The sequence below is a fragment of the Caloranaerobacter ferrireducens genome (assembly GCF_001730685.1).
GTDB classification, from domain to species: Bacteria; Bacillota; Clostridia; order Tissierellales; family Thermohalobacteraceae; genus Caloranaerobacter; species Caloranaerobacter ferrireducens.
On record NZ_MDJR01000003.1, the window covers coordinates 156,088 to 173,927 of the forward strand.

Annotated in this window: 19 protein-coding genes and 1 pseudogene; all 20 read left to right on the plus strand. The window is 28.8% G+C overall.

Going from position 1 to position 17,840, the window contains the following annotated elements; genetic code table 11:
• The first annotated feature begins 97 nt into the window (after positions 1-97).
• The 20 genes and pseudogenes from murA to BFN48_RS06960 all read left to right on the plus strand — a co-directional run bounded on the left by murA (position 98) and on the right by BFN48_RS06960 (position 17,835).
• Complete coding sequence (gene murA, locus BFN48_RS06865) at positions 98-1,351, plus strand: UDP-N-acetylglucosamine 1-carboxyvinyltransferase (protein ID WP_069650163.1); 1,254 nt, start codon at positions 98-100, stop codon at positions 1,349-1,351.
• 52 nt (positions 1,352-1,403) lie between these two features.
• Positions 1,404-2,156, plus strand: coding sequence for a cell division protein FtsQ/DivIB (locus tag BFN48_RS06870; protein WP_069650164.1), 753 nt, complete (start codon positions 1,404-1,406; stop codon positions 2,154-2,156).
• Between the two features lie 14 nt (positions 2,157-2,170).
• The gene (locus tag BFN48_RS06875) at positions 2,171-2,905 is read left to right on the plus strand and encodes a DUF881 domain-containing protein (RefSeq protein ID WP_069650165.1); all 735 of its coding nucleotides are present in this window, start codon (positions 2,171-2,173) and stop codon (positions 2,903-2,905) included.
• A gap of 17 nt (positions 2,906-2,922) precedes the next feature.
• Positions 2,923-3,651 carry a DUF881 domain-containing protein gene (locus tag BFN48_RS06880; protein WP_069650166.1) on the plus strand — a complete coding sequence of 243 codons (729 nt, stop codon included), beginning with the start codon at positions 2,923-2,925 and terminating at the stop codon, positions 3,649-3,651.
• A gap of 1 nt (position 3,652) precedes the next feature.
• Positions 3,653-3,982 carry a small basic family protein gene (locus BFN48_RS06885; RefSeq protein ID WP_176718842.1) on the plus strand — a complete coding sequence of 110 codons (330 nt, stop codon included), beginning with the start codon at positions 3,653-3,655 and terminating at the stop codon, positions 3,980-3,982.
• Between the two features lie 34 nt (positions 3,983-4,016).
• Entirely contained in the window at positions 4,017-5,264 is a 1,248-nt protein-coding gene (gene ftsA / locus BFN48_RS06890) for a cell division protein FtsA (protein WP_069650167.1), read from the plus strand.
• A 25-nt stretch (positions 5,265-5,289) separates the two neighbouring features.
• Positions 5,290-6,378, plus strand: a complete 1,089-nt coding sequence (ftsZ, locus tag BFN48_RS06895) for a cell division protein FtsZ (protein ID WP_069650168.1) — start codon at positions 5,290-5,292, stop codon at positions 6,376-6,378.
• Positions 6,379-6,521: 143 nt separating this feature from the next.
• Positions 6,522-7,409, plus strand: a complete 888-nt coding sequence (spoIIGA, locus tag BFN48_RS06900; protein ID WP_069650169.1) for a sigma-E processing peptidase SpoIIGA — start codon at positions 6,522-6,524, stop codon at positions 7,407-7,409.
• A gap of 7 nt (positions 7,410-7,416) precedes the next feature.
• Positions 7,417-8,154 carry an RNA polymerase sporulation sigma factor SigE gene (gene sigE, locus BFN48_RS06905; RefSeq protein ID WP_278287319.1) on the plus strand — a complete coding sequence of 246 codons (738 nt, stop codon included), beginning with the start codon at positions 7,417-7,419 and terminating at the stop codon, positions 8,152-8,154.
• 114 nt (positions 8,155-8,268) lie between these two features.
• Positions 8,269-9,051 carry an RNA polymerase sporulation sigma factor SigG gene (gene sigG, locus BFN48_RS06910; RefSeq protein WP_069650171.1) on the plus strand — a complete coding sequence of 261 codons (783 nt, stop codon included), beginning with the start codon at positions 8,269-8,271 and terminating at the stop codon, positions 9,049-9,051.
• A gap of 154 nt (positions 9,052-9,205) precedes the next feature.
• Entirely contained in the window at positions 9,206-9,475 is a 270-nt protein-coding gene (locus BFN48_RS06915) for a YlmC/YmxH family sporulation protein (protein ID WP_069650172.1), read from the plus strand.
• Positions 9,476-9,558: 83 nt separating this feature from the next.
• The gene (nrdR, locus tag BFN48_RS06920; RefSeq protein ID WP_069650173.1) at positions 9,559-10,017 is read left to right on the plus strand and encodes a transcriptional regulator NrdR; all 459 of its coding nucleotides are present in this window, start codon (positions 9,559-9,561) and stop codon (positions 10,015-10,017) included.
• Positions 10,018-10,040: 23 nt separating this feature from the next.
• Positions 10,041-10,862 (plus strand): peptidoglycan editing factor PgeF, encoded by an 822-nt coding sequence (gene pgeF / locus BFN48_RS06925; RefSeq protein WP_069650174.1) that lies wholly within the window; start codon positions 10,041-10,043, stop codon positions 10,860-10,862.
• Between the two features lie 19 nt (positions 10,863-10,881).
• Positions 10,882-11,577: a response regulator transcription factor gene (locus BFN48_RS06930; RefSeq protein ID WP_069650175.1), complete on the plus strand. Its 696-nt coding sequence runs from the start codon at positions 10,882-10,884 to the stop codon at positions 11,575-11,577.
• A gap of 11 nt (positions 11,578-11,588) precedes the next feature.
• Positions 11,589-13,352 carry a two-component system histidine kinase PnpS gene (pnpS, locus tag BFN48_RS06935; RefSeq protein ID WP_069650176.1) on the plus strand — a complete coding sequence of 588 codons (1,764 nt, stop codon included), beginning with the start codon at positions 11,589-11,591 and terminating at the stop codon, positions 13,350-13,352.
• A gap of 363 nt (positions 13,353-13,715) precedes the next feature.
• Positions 13,716-14,021 (plus strand): annotated as a pseudogene (locus BFN48_RS06940) (amidase domain-containing protein); the annotation flags it as partial.
• 26 nt (positions 14,022-14,047) lie between these two features.
• Complete coding sequence (locus BFN48_RS06945) at positions 14,048-14,383, plus strand: hypothetical protein (protein WP_069650178.1); 336 nt, start codon at positions 14,048-14,050, stop codon at positions 14,381-14,383.
• Positions 14,384-15,204: 821 nt separating this feature from the next.
• The gene (locus BFN48_RS06950; protein WP_069650179.1) at positions 15,205-16,122 is read left to right on the plus strand and encodes a YIEGIA family protein; all 918 of its coding nucleotides are present in this window, start codon (positions 15,205-15,207) and stop codon (positions 16,120-16,122) included.
• 12 nt (positions 16,123-16,134) lie between these two features.
• A complete protein-coding gene (locus BFN48_RS06955; RefSeq protein ID WP_069650180.1) occupies positions 16,135-16,329 on the plus strand; it encodes a capping complex subunit for YIEGIA in 195 nt (64 codons plus the stop codon).
• Between the two features lie 168 nt (positions 16,330-16,497).
• Positions 16,498-17,835: a DUF512 domain-containing protein gene (locus BFN48_RS06960; protein WP_069650181.1), complete on the plus strand. Its 1,338-nt coding sequence runs from the start codon at positions 16,498-16,500 to the stop codon at positions 17,833-17,835.
• Positions 17,836-17,840 lie beyond the last annotated feature (5 nt).

Here is a 17,840-nt window from a genome sequence, read left to right on the forward strand (position 1 = left end):
TTTTGTAACACCTCTCAAGAATATGCATAAGATATTTATATATTGTTTTTCAAAAGACTTTATACATAGGCACGGTGCATATTCTGGAGGTGTAATTATGAGTAAGTATATTATAGAAGGTGGAAAAAGACTTGTAGGAGAAATTACTATAGGTGGTGCTAAAAACTCTGCATTACCTATTCTTGCTGCTTCTGTTATAACTAATAGTGTGAGTACTATTTTTAACATACCTAAAATTAGAGATGTAGATGTAATGGAACAAATTTTAAAATCGATTGGATGTAAAGTTAATAGAGTAGATGATATCATGACAATAGACTCAAGGCCTTTTTCGGAAATTAGGATACCTGAAGATTTAGTTAGAGAAATGCGCTCTTCAATCATTTTGATGGGAGCTATGCTAGCAAGATGTGGTCAAGTCGAAATATCTTATCCAGGCGGGTGTGACATTGGGCCGAGACCTATTGATTTACATCTTAAAGCTCTTAAAGAGCTTGGGGCAGATATTAAAGAAGCTCATGGATATATATATTGTTGTGCTGAGCAATTAAAAGGGTGTGAAATTCAATTAGATTATCCTAGTGTAGGAGCAACTGAAAATATTATGTTAGCTGCAGTTAGAGCTAAAGGAACTACAATAATCAGAAATGCAGCTAAGGAGCCTGAAATAGTCGATCTTCAAAACTTTCTTAATTCCGCTGGTGCAAAAATATATGGAGCAGGTACAAGTGCAATAAGAATTGACGGTGTTGATAAGTTACATGGAGTAGAGCATACAGTTATACCTGACAGAATAGTTGCAGGAACGTTTATGGTAGCTTCTGCTATAACTGGTGGAGAAGTTATATTAAAAAATATAGAAGTAGAGCATTTGAATTCAATAATAGCAAAACTTAGAGAAGCTGGATGTATGATTTACAATAATTGTACGACTTTAAAGATAATTGGTCCTAAAAGACCTAATGCTGTTGAATCTATTAGAACTTTACCTTATCCTGGATTTCCAACAGATATGCAAGCTCAAATGATAGCTCTTTTGTCATTAGCTAATGGAACAAGTGTGGTATGTGAAACTATATTTGAAAATAGATTTAAACATGTTGATGAATTAGTTAGAATGGGAGCCAAAATAAAAACGGAAGGAAGAGTAGCGATAATAAAAGGAGTCAAAGAGTTAACTGGTGCAAAAGTAACTGCAAAAGACTTAAGGGGTGGAGCTGCTTTAGTATTAGCGGGATTAGCTGCTAAAGGAACTACTATAGTCGAAAATATATATCATATTGATAGAGGTTATCAAGATTTTGAGAAAGATCTAGCATCTTTAGGTGCTGATATAAAGAAAATATTCTAGCAGCGTATTTGCTGCTTTTTAACTGATGGACAAGCTACAGGAGTGATTTAAAGTGACTGACAGTATTGAAAGAAAAATACGAAAAAAAAAGATAGGACTTATTACAATATTATTAATTTTTTTAATATCAATCTTTATTATTTTATCGACTAAAACGAGTTTTTTTGACATTTCAGAAATAGTAATTCAAGGAAATGATATTTTAGATGATGAAAAAGTTATTTTGGCTTCTGGTTTAAATTATGGGGAAAATATTTTTAAAATACGAACTCAAGAAGCAAAAGAAAATTTATTATCCCATCCATATGTAAAATCTGTAAATATAAAAAGACTTTTTCCTAATAAGCTGGTTATTACAATAAAAGAGAGAAAAGAATTTTTAGCTATACCTTATTTAGATTCATATATATACATAGATGATGAAGGATATATCTTGAATCTATTGGCTTATAGAAAGGAAAATTTATTAGAAATTGAAGGCGTTAATATTAATGATATTTCAATTGGCAAAAAAATTTCATTAGAAGATAATGTTAGTTTAGAAAAAATAATAGGTTTGATTCAAGATTGTAAAAAGATTGGTTTATATAAAGAAATAAAAAAAGTTAAATTAGATAATAAATCTAATACAGTAATTTATTTAAAATCGGGTGTTAAAGTTGCATTTGGATACCTAAATAATGTAAAATATAAATTAAGCTTTACTATTAAAATTCTTGATGATTTGAAACATAGAGGTATAAATAAAGGTACAATTTATTTTAATAAGGGAGATAGTCCTATTTTTATACCAGAAGGTAATTAGGAGGATAATCCATAATGAGAGAGTTAAAGAGTAAAATAGCATTTGCTTTAGTATGTTTAATACTAGGGATAATTATAGCAATACAATTTAAAACAGTTAATGAGACTGTAGGAAATGGGATTTTGCCAACTAAAAGTGCGCAACAATTGGCTTTAGAATTAAAAAAGTTAAAAGATGAGAAGGAAAAATTATTAGAAGAATTAAATAGCTTAGAATTTAAAGTAAAACAATATGAAAAAAATGCTGCTGAAGAAAATGTCTATATTAAAAATTTGATGAAAGAATTACAGAAATATAGGATGTTTGGTGGATATGAGCCAGTAAAAGGACCGGGTATAATAGTAATAGTAAATGACCCACCTATTGAAGTACAATTTGGAGACGATACTAGTATTATAGTTAATAATTATGACTTTTTGTTGGAAATAATCAGTAATCTAAATGCTGCAGGTGCAGAAGCAATTTCTGTTAACGAACAGAGGTATACAGGATTCACTGAGATAGTACCTGCTGGAAATCATCTTGAAATTAATGGTGTTTCATATGGTCCTCCTTTTATAATTAAAGCAATTGGTGAGCCTAAGATTTTAGAATCAGCTCTTAGGCTTAAAGGAGGAGTGATTTGGTATATGGAAAATTTATTTAATTTAGATGTGCAAATTAAAGAAGAAAAAAATATAGAGATACCTAGATATACAAGAATAAATGAATTTAAATATGCAAAGCCAATAGATAATGATACTGATTAAAAAATAAGGTGAGAAAAATGGATAAAAAATATATTGGCAATGTAACTATATTGATAGTTACTATTATTACTGGAATACTTTTTTCATTTCAATTTAAACAGGATATTGATGATTATACACTAGTATCTTTACACTCGATTAAAATGACAAAAAAGGAAATTAACAACTATAAGAGAGAAATTAGTAATTTAAAGAGATTAATAGAAGAGAAAAAAAGTGAGATAAATAATTATCATAAAGCTATCATAGATAAAGATTCTTTTGCTGAATTGCTTGAGCAAGAGATTAGAGATATAAGATTTGAAATAGGTTTAGAAGATGTTCAAGGACCAGGTATTATTATCAAAATGGAAGATAACAATAAAAAAGTTTCTTATGGAGAAAATGTAAATTATGATTTAGTACATGATTTAGATGTTTTAAAATTGATTAATGATTTAAATGCAGCTGGTGCTGAAGCAATAAGTATTAATGGACAGAGGGTTTTATCAAGGTCTGAAATAAAATGTGGAGGACCCATTATAACAATAAATAAACAAAGATTAGCTTCTCCATTTGTAATAAAAGCAATAGGAGATCCCAAGGTGTTGTATGCAGCTATAAATGCTCCTAATACAAATGGGTATATATTAAAAGAAGTTAGAAATATAAAAATACAGACTAGAATAAGTGATAATATTTTTATCCCAAGATATTGGGGTGATATTACTTTTAATCAGGCTAAGCCTATAGAAGAGGGTGAATAAAATGATTTTAGCACTTTTAGGTATTTTGATAGGTGTACTGATAGGATTTTATATACCTGTAACCTATTCAACGAGTTATTCACTATATATTTCAGTTGCAATACTAGCATGCTTAGATTCAGTTTTTGGGGGAATTAGGGCAAATTTAGAGCAAAATTTCGATACTCGTATTTTTGTTACAGGATTCTTTGGAAATGCAATACTAGCAGCATTTTTAGCTTATATTGGAGATAGATTAGGAGTGCCCCTTTACTATGCAGCTATTTTTGCATTTGGTAGTAGGTTATTCCAGAATTTTGCTATTATTAGGAGGATACTGATTAATAGGTAAAAAGGGGTTGAGCTTTTAAAGGGGGCGTAAGTATATGGGGAATGTTGTTACTTCGATAGATTTAGGCAGTTCAAAAATTTGTGTGATTATATCAGAAATAGATAGTAATGGACAATTGCAAGTTGTTGGTATAGGTAAAAGTAGATGCAAAGGCATAAAGAAAGGTGTTGTAGTAGATATAGAAGAAACTACTAAGGCTATACTTGAAGCTGTTACCCAAGCTGAAAATATGGCAGATCTTGAAATTTATGAAGCTTATATAAATATACCTGGTGGATATACAAAACTCATTAGAAATAAAGGAATTATAGCTGTATCAAGTGATGATAAAGAAATTTCTTTTGAAGATGTCAAAAGAGTTTTGAATTCAGCGACAATTGTATCAATACCACAAGATCAAAGAATTATTGATATAATACCTAGGCAGTACATAGTTGATGGATATGATGAAATTAGTGACCCTGTTGGAATGGTGGGAATCAGGCTGGAGGTTGAGGCAGACATAATTGTAGGCTCAACAACAACTGTACTAAATTTGGTGAAAAGTGTTAATAAAGCAGGTATAGAAGTGTTAGGAATTGTAATGGAACCTATAGCAACTTCTGAAGCTGTTTTAACGAAAGATGAGAAGGATTTAGGAGTTTTACTATTAGACATTGGTGCAGGAACGAGTGATTTTTCTGTTTTTAAAAATGGAACATTAATATATTCAAATATTTTACCTATTGCGGGGAATCATATTACTAATGATATATCAGTTGGACTTAGATTACCTTTTAATAGAAGTGAAGAGATTAAAAAGAAGTTTGGCGTTGCTTACACGAAGTTAGCTGATGATAATAATATTTTTGAAATAAATCCTTTAGGGTTTAGCAATAATTTAGAAGTTAATGAAATGCAATTATCAGAAATTATTGAAGCCAGAATAAGGGAAATATTTGAGATAATTAATACAGATTTAATAAAAAATAGAGTTAAAGATAAGATATTGACTGGTATAGTAATAACAGGTGGAGGTGTTAGTTATTTTAAAGGTGTGACTGAATTAGGGATAGAAGTTTTTGGATTACCTGTACGAATTGGACAACCTTATCAGATGGGAACTCAAGAACCTATTTTTTCTTCAGCAGTTGGACTTATAAATTATGGTTTCAAAAGGAAATTAAATTATTATATAGAATATAATAATGTAGAAATAAAGAAAAGTAGAGGTAAGAAAAGAAGTAAAAATACAAAAAGCGTAATGTCTATCTTAAAAACAATATGGGATGAGTATTTTTAAAAAACAATAGCGAAGGGGGAATTTGATGTTTGAATTTGATGTAGAAATGGATCAGTTTGCTTGTATAAAAGTAATTGGCGTAGGCGGTGGCGGAAATAACGCAGTAAATAGAATGATAGAGTCTCAAGTTAAAGGTGTTGAGTTTATTGCTATAAATACTGACAAACAGGCTTTACATACTTCAAAAGCTGAAATTAAAATACAAATTGGTGAAAAATTAACTAAAGGTTTAGGAGCTGGAGCAAATCCAGAGATTGGAAAGAAAGCTGCTGAAGAAAGTAGAAATGAGATTCTTGAAGCAATTAAAGGAGCAGATATGGTTTTTATAACTGCTGGAATGGGTGGAGGTACAGGAACGGGAGCTGCACCAATTGTTGCTGAAATAGCTAAAGAATTAGGAATATTAACAGTTGGTGTTGTAACAAAGCCTTTTATGTTTGAAGGTAGAAGAAGGATGCTTCATGCAGAAAAAGGTGTTGAAGAATTAAAATCTAGAGTAGATACATTGGTGACAATACCTAATGATAGATTATTACAAGTAGTTGAAAAGAAAACTTCAATAATGGATGCTTTTAGAATTGCTGATGATGTTTTAAGACAAGGTATTCAAGGCATATCAGATTTAATTGCTGTGCCAGGGCTTGTTAACCTTGACTTTGCAGATGTTAAGACTATTATGTTAGAACAAGGTTTAGCTCATATGGGAATTGGAAGAGCTAGTGGAGAAAATAGAGCTATTGAAGCAGCAAAACAAGCTATTCAGAGTCCTTTACTTGAAACTTCTATTGAAGGAGCTAAAGGAGTGTTACTTAACATTACTGGTGGAAGCAATCTAGGCTTATTTGAAGTAAATGAAGCTGCTGATTTGATTAAACAAGCAGTAGACCCAGATGCAAATATTATTTTTGGTGCAGTTGTTGATGAAAGTTTAAAAGATGATATTAAGATTACTGTTATAGCAACAGGATTTGATCATGCTAAAAAAGAAAGTCAAGCAAAAACTATAAATAAAAAATTCGAAGATAAAAATAATGTTAAAACAAATAGTGAAGTTAAACAATTTGATACAGATGATTTAGATATTCCAACCTTCCTAAGAAGGAGGAGTAAATAAACCCTTTTCTTAACAGAAAAGGGTTTTTTTCGACTTCAGTAAATGACAAATTTTTGAAAGATAATATTATATAATAGACATAAAAATGAGGACAACTGAATATTTGTAGATTAGAGGACCAATTAATTTGAGGGGGCAGTATTTTGTACGTATATGCTGAGTACCTTATTCTAGAAAATTTTATTATTAATTTCATTATATTATATGTAACTAAAAGATTTACAAGAACTGAAACATCAAGATTAAGATTAACTTTAGCTGCTTTGATAGGTGCTGTTTATACTTTAGTTGTATTTTATCCTAAGCTAAGTTTCATGGTTAATTTTACTATGAAACTAACTATTTCAATTCTTATTGTAATTGTAGCTTTTAATCCTATTACTTTTAAAAAATTTCTCAAGTTAATTGCAACATTTTACATAGTATCTTTTGTTTTTGCAGGTTCTGCTTTGGCTCTTTTTTACTTAATAGATGTAGACTCTTATATTGGTAATGGTATTTTTTATATAAAAGATTTTCCTATTAAAATACTTGCATTTGCAATAGTAACATCATGGATTTTGATTAAGTATACATGGAGTTATATACATGGAAAAATAAGCAAAGATAAAATACTAGTTCCTATTGCTATTTCATTGAAGGATAGGGAAGTACATATTATAGCACTTGTTGATACTGGAAATTCATTGAAAGATCCTTTAACAGATGCTCCAGTTATTATTGTACAGTTTTCGGCAATTAAAAATATATTGCCTGAAAAAACAAAAAAGCTTTTTGAAATGTATGACACAAAAGATTTGAGACTTATATTACCATTTTTGCAAGGACTGGGACAGGATTTAAAATTTAGAGTAATTCCGTTTAAAACAATTGGTCAAGAAAATGGAGTTTTATTTGGATTTAAACCTGATAGAGTAATTATAAAAGATCAAGATAAAGCTATAACAAATATTGTTATTGGGATATATAATGATAAGTTATCTAATGATGATAAATACGAAGCTTTATTACATCCAGAATTATTAAATTGATTTGGGGGTGGAGAAATTGGGATTTATTGTTAAAATGAAATTATTGATAAGAATATACTATATAAAATTGTTGAAGAAATTTGATTTATTAGATGAAAAAGCAATTTTCTATATTGGGGGAAGTGAAGTTTTGCCACCTCCATTGACCCCTGAAGAAGAAAAATACTTAGTTTCTAAATTGAAAGAAGATGAAACAGTAAGAACAATATTAATAGAAAGAAATTTAAGATTGGTTGTTTATATAGCAAGGAAGTTTGAAAGTACAGGAGTTGGAGTTGAAGATTTGATTTCAATCGGCACAATAGGTTTAATTAAAGCTGTTAGCACTTTTAATCCAGATAAAAAGATTAAATTGGCAACATATGCATCTAAATGCATTGAAAATGAGATACTCATGTATTTAAGAAGGAATAGCAAAACGAGAACCGAAATATCTTTTGATGAACCATTAAATATAGATTGGGATGGGAATGAACTATTGTTATCTGATATTTTAGGTACAGAGAATGATATGATATTTAAGTTGTTAGAAGAGGAAGTAGATAAAGAATTATTAAACGAGGCAATCAAAAAACTTTCAAAAAGAGAGAAGAAAATAGTTGAGTTAAGGTTTGGATTAAATAATGGAGAAGAGAAGACTCAGAAAGAAGTTGCTGATATGCTTGGTATTTCACAATCTTATATATCAAGGTTAGAAAAAAGGATTATAAAGAGATTAAAGAAAGAAATTAATAGAATGGTATAGTATTCTATGACTGGTATAAAAAACCAGTCTTTTTATATTTTTTTGTATAATAATTAAGCCTAAAGTCAATAATTTATTACAGGGGGCAAAACATCGAGGAAGGCAGGGAAAAATATGCATGTAAACAAAGTAGAAATTTGTGGAGTTAATACATCAGAGCTTCCCGTACTTACTAATGAAGAAATGAGAAAGTTATTTGATAGAATTCATGCAGGTGATTTAAAAGCTAGAGAAGAGTTTATTAAAGGTAATTTAAGATTAGTTTTAAGTGTTATTCAGAGATTCAATAAAAGAGGAGAACATGTAGATGATTTGTTCCAAGTAGGATGTATAGGATTGATTAAAGCTATAGATAATTTTGATTTAAGTCAAAACGTTAAGTTTTCTACTTATGCTGTACCTATGATAATAGGTGAAATAAGGAGGTACTTAAGAGACAACAACTCGATAAGAGTTAGTAGGTCCTTAAGAGATATAGCTTACAAAGCACTTCAAGTAAGAGATCAATTAATGAATAAGAATTCTAAAGAACCAACTATTACAGAAATTGCAAACGAATTAAAATTACCAAAAGAAGAAGTAGTTTTTGCATTAGATGCTATACAAGACCCAATATCTTTGTTTGAGCCAATATATCATGATAGTGGTGATGCTATTTATGTAATGGATCAAGTTAGTGATGAGAAAAGTGAAGATGAAACCTGGCTTGAAGGTATTGCTTTAAGAGAAGCATTAAGAAAATTGAATGATAGAGAAAAATTAATATTGAATTTAAGATTTTTTGAAGGAAAAACTCAAATGGAGGTAGCAGAAGAAATTGGAATATCGCAAGCTCAAGTTTCTCGACTTGAAAAGACAGCTTTAAGGCATATGAGAAAACTAATACAAATGAAATAATATTAGTAGCCTCCCTTCTTTAGTTAAATTAAAAGTAATATTTTTTCGCTTCAACTTATAAATATATGTTAGAACAATATTATTTTGTATATGTCTATTAAGAGTATTTATACCTTAAATTAATGGATTAAAAGAAAATAAAGAAGGTGAGGCTATGGTAAAAACTTCTGATTTGAAGGAAAAGGAAGTAATTAATGTAAGGGATGGTTCAAGATTAGGTCTTATATATGATATTGAAATTGACTTGAATAGGGGAGTAGTTGAAGCTGTATATATTCCTGGAAGTAGTAGATTACTTAGTTTTTTTGGGAGAAGTGATGAATATGTTATTAAATGGGAAGATATAATAAAGATTGGTAAAGATGTTATATTAGTGGATTATGATATAAACAGAAGTAGAATAAAAAGAGATTCACAAGAGTGAAGAATAACAGGTTACTTGAATAGACACATATAAAAAAATATAATATAATTTAATCAATGAAATGTTAAGGGGGTAATATAAATATGAAGTGTCCCTATTGCAGCTACTTTGAAACTAAAGTAGTAGATTCAAGACCGACGGATGAAGGACAAGCTATAAGAAGAAGACGAGAGTGCGTTAAATGTAATAATAGATTTACTACATATGAAAAGGTAGAAGAAATTCCTTTGATTGTAGTTAAAAAAGATGGAACTAGACAGGAGTATAGCAGAGATAAGATATTAAATGGTATTATAAGAGCTTGTGAAAAGAGGCCAGTATCTTTAAAGACTATGGAAAATATTGTTGATGAGATAGAAAAAAATCTCTATAATACATTAAAAAGAGAGATAAGTACTGAATGTATTGGAGAGATGGTGATGAATAAGCTTAAAGATATCGATGAAGTAGCTTATGTAAGATTTGCATCAGTCTATAGACAATTTAAAGATATAAACACTTTTATGGATGAATTGAAGAAGTTATTAGATGAGAAGAAATAAGTTTTTTTGTAAAGGTGAGACTTATGAAGTATAATAAGGGTTTTACTTTAGTAAGGGAAAAAGGTATTTATTATTATGTTATTGATAATTTCGAAAAAACGGGGTTAGTTAAACATTTATTTACAACAAGAATCGGTGGAGTAAGTTCTAATCCATATTATAGTCTTAATCTAGGTTTTAAAACTGGTGATGAAGTAAATAATGTAAAAAAGAATTTTTTAAAAGTTTTTGAAATAATCGATACTTGTGAAAAAAATGTAGTATTTTCTAATCAGGTTCATGGAACCAATATTCAAATTGTAGACGATAAACTACTTACAGATAACGTATATGATAGACTAAGTGATGGGGTTGATGGGCTAGTTACAAATGTTAAAAATATTACATTAGCAACTTTTTATGCAGATTGTGTGCCTATTTTTTTTCTAGATAAAGGAAAAAAAGTTGTTGGATTAGCTCATGCAGGATGGCGAGGGACTGTAAAAGGAATTGCTTGCAAAATGATTGATATATTAATTGAAAAATTTAATTCTCAACTTGAGGATATATTAGTAGGTATTGGGCCTTCTATTGGACAATGCTGTTTTGAAGTAGGAGAAGAAGTTTTCAAGGAGTTTGAAAAAGCTTATCCAGATATCATTGATAATATAACACAAAAAAATTCAGATAAATATTATATTGATTTATGGAAAACTAATAAACTAATACTAGAGAAAAAGGGGATTTTGCCTAGCAATATAACGATTAGTGGTTTATGTACAAGTTGTAATACTGATTTATTTTTTTCATATCGGAAAGAAAATGGGAAAACAGGAAGAATGGCAGCACTAATTAAGCTTATTTAATATAGTAGAGGTGAATATTATGGATAATTTAAAAAGAATTTTAGTAGTTGATGACGAAGAACATATAATAGAGCTTATTAGATTCAACTTAGAAACTAACGGTTATTATGTTATAGCTGCTAATGATGGAAATGAGGCTTTGAAGAAAGTTAAAGAGGAAAAGCCTGATTTGGTTATACTTGATTTGATGCTTCCTTCTATTGATGGGATAGAAATATGTAAAATTTTACGTAAAGATAAGGAAACTGAAAAATTACCAATTATTATGTTGACTGCTAAAAGTGAAGAAATAGATATGATATTAGGGCTTGAAATAGGAGCGGATGATTATATTACTAAGCCTTTTAGTGTAAGGGAGCTTTTAGCGAGAATAAAGGCTGTTTTAAGACGTACACAACAAAGACAAGAGAGAAGAGAAAATGTTATAAAAATTGGGGATATTACGATTGATGTAGAAAAGCATGAAGTAACAAAAAAGGGCAAAAAAATTGATTTGACATTAAAGGAGTTTGAACTTTTAAGAATTTTATCTGAAAAACGAGGAAATGTTTTAACTCGTAACTATTTATTAGATGAAATATGGGGATATGATTATTTTGGAGACACTAGAACTGTAGATGTTCATATTAGACATTTAAGAAGAAAAATAGAAGATGATGATAAAAATCCTCAGTATATACAGACAATAAGAGGTATAGGTTATAAAATGAAATAGAGGAGATGTAAATGCAAAAGAGAATTTTTGTTACCTTTCTAATGTTGATTTTAATAGGAATATTAACTACTGGGATGCTTTCTATAAGCTTAATGCGTGTTAATTATATCAGAAATATTGAGGATAAACTTATATCTAATTCGAAATTAATAGAAGTTTTTATTAAAGAGCAGGAAAATATAGATAAAATAAATTTTAATGAATTAGCTGATATATTTTCAAAGAAAATACAAGCTAGAATTACGTTTATTGATAAGGATGGTTGGGTAGTTGGAGATTCTGATGCAGACATTAACAAATTAGATAATCATGGTAATAGACCAGAAGTTATTAAAGCAAGACAAGGCAAAATAGGTATTAGTAAAAGATATAGTAAGTCATTAGAATATGAGATGGTATATGTAGCTATACCAGTAGATATAAAATCAAATAGATTGGATGTTATAAGACTTTCTGTACCTCTTAAAGATATTAGTGAATATTATAGTTTAATGTATAAATATATTTTTTTATCAATAATTGCTGGATTACTTGTTGCAATATTTGTAGGGTATAGATATGTAAGAAGTGTTACAAAACCTATTAAAGAGCTTACAATTGCAACAAGGAAAATATCAAGTGGTAATTTTGGAGAATTAGTAAAAGTAAGGGCTGAACATGAAATTGGGCTTTTAGCAGATAATTTTAATAAAATGAGCTTAAAATTAAGTGATACAATAAATGAGCTTTTAGATAAAAATACTAAGTTAAAAGCTATTTTATCTAGCATGATAAATGGAGTTATAGCACTAGATAATAATAAGAGAATTATTTTAGTAAATCCAATGGCTGAAAAAATGTTAGGGATAAAAGAAGCAGACGTGCGCAATAAGTATGTATTAGAAGTTTTAAAAGATTTAAATTTAGAAGAAAAGATATATGAGTTATTAAATACTAATATACAATCTAAGTTTGAGATAGAAGTTAAAGAACCTAATAGTAAAATATTTAATGTCTATATAAATCCGATTAAATTAACTAATGACCCTAATAGAACCATCGGTGTATTAGTAATAATACAAGATATAACAGATATAAGAAGATTGGAAAGAATGAGAAAGGATTTTGTAGCAAATGTTTCACATGAATTAAAGACACCACTAACATCAATAAGAGGTTTTATTGAAACACTTAAAAGTGGTGCTGTAGAAGATAAAGAAATTAGAAATAAATTTTTAGATATAATCGATATTGAAACGTCACGGCTTACAAATCTTATAGAAGATTTGTTGTTGTTATCACAAATAGAAAATAGCAATGAAATGACTAAAAAAGATGTAATAGATGTTAATAGATCTATTGAAGAAGTAATACAGATACTAGGTGGATTAGCGAATAAAAAGGGAGTAAGCTTGATTGAAAAGGTAAATAGGAATTTACCAAACTTAAGTGGAAATAGAGGTTGGTTTAAACAAATGCTTATTAATTTAATAGATAACGGTATTAAATATACTCCTGAAGGAGGAACTGTTACTGTTACGGCATATAGCACTAAAAATAGACTTGTAATTAAGATATCTGATACAGGAATTGGTATAGATGAACAGCATCTTTCAAGACTTTTTGAGAGGTTTTACAGAGTGGATAAAGCTAGGTCTAGAAAGGTTGGAGGAACTGGACTTGGATTAGCGATTGTTAAGCATATTGTTTTAGCTTTTAAAGGTGAGATAAGTGTAAAAAGTAAAGTAAATATAGGTACTGAATTTATAGTATCTTTTCCGTTGGATAAATTATAATTTTGGATTATTTATTTAAATATAGGAGAATAATTACTTTATTCTTTACAGCAGACATAATATATTTATGTCTACTAAAAAATAAAGCATAGTTTCTAACATTTTTTTAGAGTTAGAAACTATGCTTTATTTGATTTTGGTATATTTTTCAACTTTGCATAATTAATCTTACAAAAGGAAAAAAATACTTGACATTCCATATATATATATAATCTATATTAGATAATACATTATTATCATTAAATAATTTTAATTTTTTTAATAATTGTAGAATTCTGTAACAAACTATTAAAAATTTTTTGAGGGAGGTGGTAAGGTTTTGATATGAATTAAAATTTTTGACACTACGATTCAAGACAAGATGCTGTAGATTATGCTTATCAATACTATGATGTTTATAATACGGCTGAATACCCAGATTTGAATGATTTAGGTGGAGATTGTGCTAACTTTGTTTCTCAAGCAATACATACGGGTGGAGTACCAATGGATGATGAAGGTTACCATACAATGATAATTACGGATTATGGATATAATTCTAGTAATAAAAGAGACTTTTTAATGACATATCATACTAATGATAGAAAAGACAAACCATTGTCTTGGGTTGTTGAGCAATTCATGGAGTCTGGTGGGGACTATAAAGTAAAGTTTTTTAAAGTAAATTAGTTATTCTCAAAGATAAGAGGTGGAATATGAAGTATGCAATTACTATAATATCTCTATTTATTGCTACTGTATTACTATATTTAGGTTTTGCTCTATCTTTTTTTATTATATCTTTGCATTCAAATAAAGAAGTCGTTAAAAATCCATTTACGTATTACTATATAGCAAAAGTGAAATCATCTGAATGGAAAGGGCTGGGGTCGGTAAATCACACATATTTCTTTGATAAATTCATAGAAGAAAAAAATAAAAAGGGTTGGAAGTATATCCCAGAAAAGAGACTTGGTCGATTATTAGTTTTTGAAAAAGATGGAAAAATCAAAGGGATATCATATCCAAGATTTATAGGTATTAAATGGTAATAATAGTTAGTCAAAAGTAACGTTTAGTTTGACACATGTCATACAGAAATAGAACAGGAGATAGCTACAATGAAACTATAAATTAACTTCAATAGTGGGAAATTACTATATTACTGCTGAAGGGAGACCTTCAGCTTTTTTTAAGGTTTTTTGTTAATAGTTGGGGGAGGCATTCTTTAGAACACTGTCCTTTATTTATATAGAAGGTTATTTTGATATGATAAATTATTACGATAAAAAATAAAGAGATATGTGCATAATCTTTCAAGATTTCTAAAGTCGAAGGCATTATGTGCATTACGTTTTAATATCTTAATTTTATTTTTATATCTTTCAATATATTCATTAGTGTAAGGAAGATCAAATAAATTAATTATTTCATTAAACTAATTAAAAAGAACATTAGCACAAGAAATATATTTTTTAATATTGTTATTTCTAGCTATGTTAGTCCAGTTTTTAAGAAGTATTCTAACTTCATCTGCTGGTTTAGATTGAGTAAATTTATAACGTTAAAAATTTTTTTCACAAAATTTCTTTTAAATTTAACAATTTAGTCATATTATTATGTACTTATTGAATGCTTCCTTTTCAAATGTTGTAGGTAATTATATTTTAACGGGCGTTTTGAATAAGTACATTATTTTTTTGAAAAAAATAATGTTGGAGTTTACCATCCCAACATTATTATAGAACCTTTAAAAAGAATAGTAAAAAAAAATAAGGGAAACCTAAATTATAGATTTAAACATAAAGCTTGAATTAATAAATTTAAAACAATAACATAAATTGAAGTTTAGATATATTTAGAAGGTGGTAAAATGTTCAATTATAGTCATATAATAATTCCTTCAATAATGTTAGGGATTTTATCAAGAATATCTATGCTTAGAGTTGATCATAGACAATATCCAAGTTATCCTCAAGGAGTGTTCTCACATCTTACTTTAGGTATTGTAGCAGCAGGATTAGGTTCAGTTGCTTTACCTGCATTATGGGAGAAAGAATACGCTGCAGTTACATTTTTAGCTTTAGCAGCTCAGCAGTTCAGGGATGTAAGGAATTTAGAACGTCAAAGTTTAGACAACATAGAACCTACTGAATTAGTGGCAAGAGGTACCGCGTATATTGAAGATATTGCAAAAGCTTTTGAAGCTAGGAACTATATGACTATGCTGACATCTCTTATAGTAAGCATAGTAATATTTTTACTTTTTAAAGTTGGTGTTTCAAGGACACAATCAATTATTATTGGAGTAATAATTGGTCTAATTTCTATATATTATTTTAACAAAGCAATAGCCAGACAAACAGTTGGAGATATCGCAGATGTAGTTCCTGCAGAAATCAAATTTAAAGGGCCATTATTAACAATTAATGATGTTGTAATAATGAATATTGGTTTGAAGGAATCAAGAAAAATATACGAAGAAAAAGGTATAGCTGTGGAAATTATTCCACATGATGAAAATGGAATTGCAACATTAGCTAATTTAGGACAAAGACAGGCTATTCAGCATAATGCAGCGGCTTTATTAGGCATAAGGAAAGATGTGGATGAACCTGATTTTACACCTATAGCTAGAAGAGACCCTGAGACAGGGAATATTGTTATGGCTATTGTGCCTATGGAACCAGATATAGAATGTTTAATAGAAGCTGTGAAAAGAACAGTTGTATTAGAAAGTGCAAAAAGAAAACCTTTAGCTTCTAAAGCTGGAAGAAAAGCAGCTGATTAAGGAGTGGGAAAGATGGATGTAGGATTTAAAGAAACGATTTTAGCAGTTGTAACAACTAGAAAAGATACAGTTATAGGTGATAATGTACCAGTTTTTTATGTAAAAGACGAGGAAGAAAGAGAGAAAATTGCTCTTTTACTATCGAAAATAACTTTGGGGATGGTACACGATTTGGAAAATGGAGCTTATGTAATTGTAAGGCATTAAGTATTATGACATTTTATAGAGCATTTATATATGTTATAATTAAAGATGTTGCTAAAAATTTTTTGATTATATATAATTAATTGGTGATATGACATAGGCAAGAATAATATAGGTATGATATAATATTAATACCTAGTACTAATAATAGGTAATTATAGAGGGGATATTATGGAAATTAAAAATACAAATAGACACACAAATATTATCGAAGCAATTGAAAGTGGTAGTATTGCAGAAGAGTTAGGAATTGAAAGTGGAGATGTGTTGATATCTGTAAATGGATATCCAATAACTGATATTTTAGATTACAAATATCAGATTTCTGATGATTATGTTGAAATGACAATACAAAAGAAAAATGGAGAAATATGGGAACTAGAAATTGAAAAAGATACTAATGAGGATATTGGCATAATATTTACAAATCCCTTAATTGATAAAGCTAAGAGTTGTAGAAATAAGTGTATATTTTGTTTTATAGACCAATTACCTAAAGGGATGAGAGATACTCTGTATTTTAAGGACGATGATTCGAGATTATCTTTTTTACAGGGTAATTTTATTACGCTTACAAATTTATCTGACGATGAGATTGATAGGATTATATTTTATAAGTTAAGTCCAATAAATATATCTGTTCATACAACAGACCCTGAATTAAGAGTAAAAATGTTAAACAATAAAAATGCTGGTAGATTATACAATATATTGCAAAGGTTTAGTGAAGCAAATATAGAAATGAATTGTCAGATTGTTTTATGTCCAGGAATTAATGATGGTATATATTTAGATAGGACATTGGAAGACTTGGCAGTTTTATATCCAAACGTTAAAAGTGTTGCAGTTGTGCCTGTGGGTGTAACAAAATATAGAAAAGGACTATTTAAATTAGAAACATATAACAAGTATACAGCTGAAAAATTGTTAGATTTCATTAATAAAAAACAAAAAGAATATCTTAAAAAATTAGGTTCAAGGTTTGTTTTTGCTGCTGATGAATTTTATGTCCTTGCAAAAAAGGAAATACCTTTATTTGATGAATATGAGGGTTTTCCACAGTTAGAGAATGGTGTAGGATTGATGAGATTATTTTTTGAAGAAGTATGTAAAGCTTTAGCTCAAATAGATAAAGATATGCAATTAAATAAAAAATTTACTATAGCAACAGGCATGTTAGCTTATCCTTTTATGAAAGATGTTGCTGATTTAGTTATGAGTAAATTTAGAGATCTTAATTTACAAGTTGAACCTATAGGTAATAATTTTTTTGGAGAAACAATAACTGTATCAGGGCTTATAACTGGGACCGATTTAATTGGACAACTTACTGGAAAAGATTTAGGGGATGGACTAATAATTCCAAAATCTATGTTGAAACGTGACGAAAATATTTTCTTAGATGATATTACTGTGGAAGAAGTAGAAAAAAGATTAAATGTAAAAGTGATTGTTTTGGATGTTGATGGATATGAGTTTGTAGATTTCTACAAAAAATATGCGAGGTGATGTAT

Coding starts and splice junctions, on each gene's coding strand:
- BFN48_RS06880 (WP_069650166.1), top strand. CDS start 2,923: ATGGATAAAAAATATATTGGCAATGTAACTATATTGATAGTTACTATT.
- nrdR (WP_069650173.1), top strand. CDS start 9,559: ATGAAGTGTCCCTATTGCAGCTACTTTGAAACTAAAGTAGTAGATTCA.
- sigG (WP_069650171.1), top strand. CDS start 8,269: ATGCATGTAAACAAAGTAGAAATTTGTGGAGTTAATACATCAGAGCTT.
- ftsZ (WP_069650168.1), top strand. CDS start 5,290: ATGTTTGAATTTGATGTAGAAATGGATCAGTTTGCTTGTATAAAAGTA.
- pnpS (WP_069650176.1), top strand. CDS start 11,589: ATGCAAAAGAGAATTTTTGTTACCTTTCTAATGTTGATTTTAATAGGA.
- BFN48_RS06955 (WP_069650180.1), top strand. CDS start 16,135: ATGGATGTAGGATTTAAAGAAACGATTTTAGCAGTTGTAACAACTAGA.
- ftsA (WP_069650167.1), top strand. CDS start 4,017: ATGGGGAATGTTGTTACTTCGATAGATTTAGGCAGTTCAAAAATTTGT.
- BFN48_RS06915 (WP_069650172.1), top strand. CDS start 9,206: ATGGTAAAAACTTCTGATTTGAAGGAAAAGGAAGTAATTAATGTAAGG.
- pgeF (WP_069650174.1), top strand. CDS start 10,041: ATGAAGTATAATAAGGGTTTTACTTTAGTAAGGGAAAAAGGTATTTAT.
- BFN48_RS06875 (WP_069650165.1), top strand. CDS start 2,171: ATGAGAGAGTTAAAGAGTAAAATAGCATTTGCTTTAGTATGTTTAATA.
- BFN48_RS06945 (WP_069650178.1), top strand. CDS start 14,048: ATGAAGTATGCAATTACTATAATATCTCTATTTATTGCTACTGTATTA.
- BFN48_RS06885 (WP_176718842.1), top strand. CDS start 3,653: ATGATTTTAGCACTTTTAGGTATTTTGATAGGTGTACTGATAGGATTT.
- BFN48_RS06930 (WP_069650175.1), top strand. CDS start 10,882: ATGGATAATTTAAAAAGAATTTTAGTAGTTGATGACGAAGAACATATA.
- murA (WP_069650163.1), top strand. CDS start 98: ATGAGTAAGTATATTATAGAAGGTGGAAAAAGACTTGTAGGAGAAATT.
- BFN48_RS06950 (WP_069650179.1), top strand. CDS start 15,205: ATGTTCAATTATAGTCATATAATAATTCCTTCAATAATGTTAGGGATT.
- BFN48_RS06960 (WP_069650181.1), top strand. CDS start 16,498: ATGGAAATTAAAAATACAAATAGACACACAAATATTATCGAAGCAATT.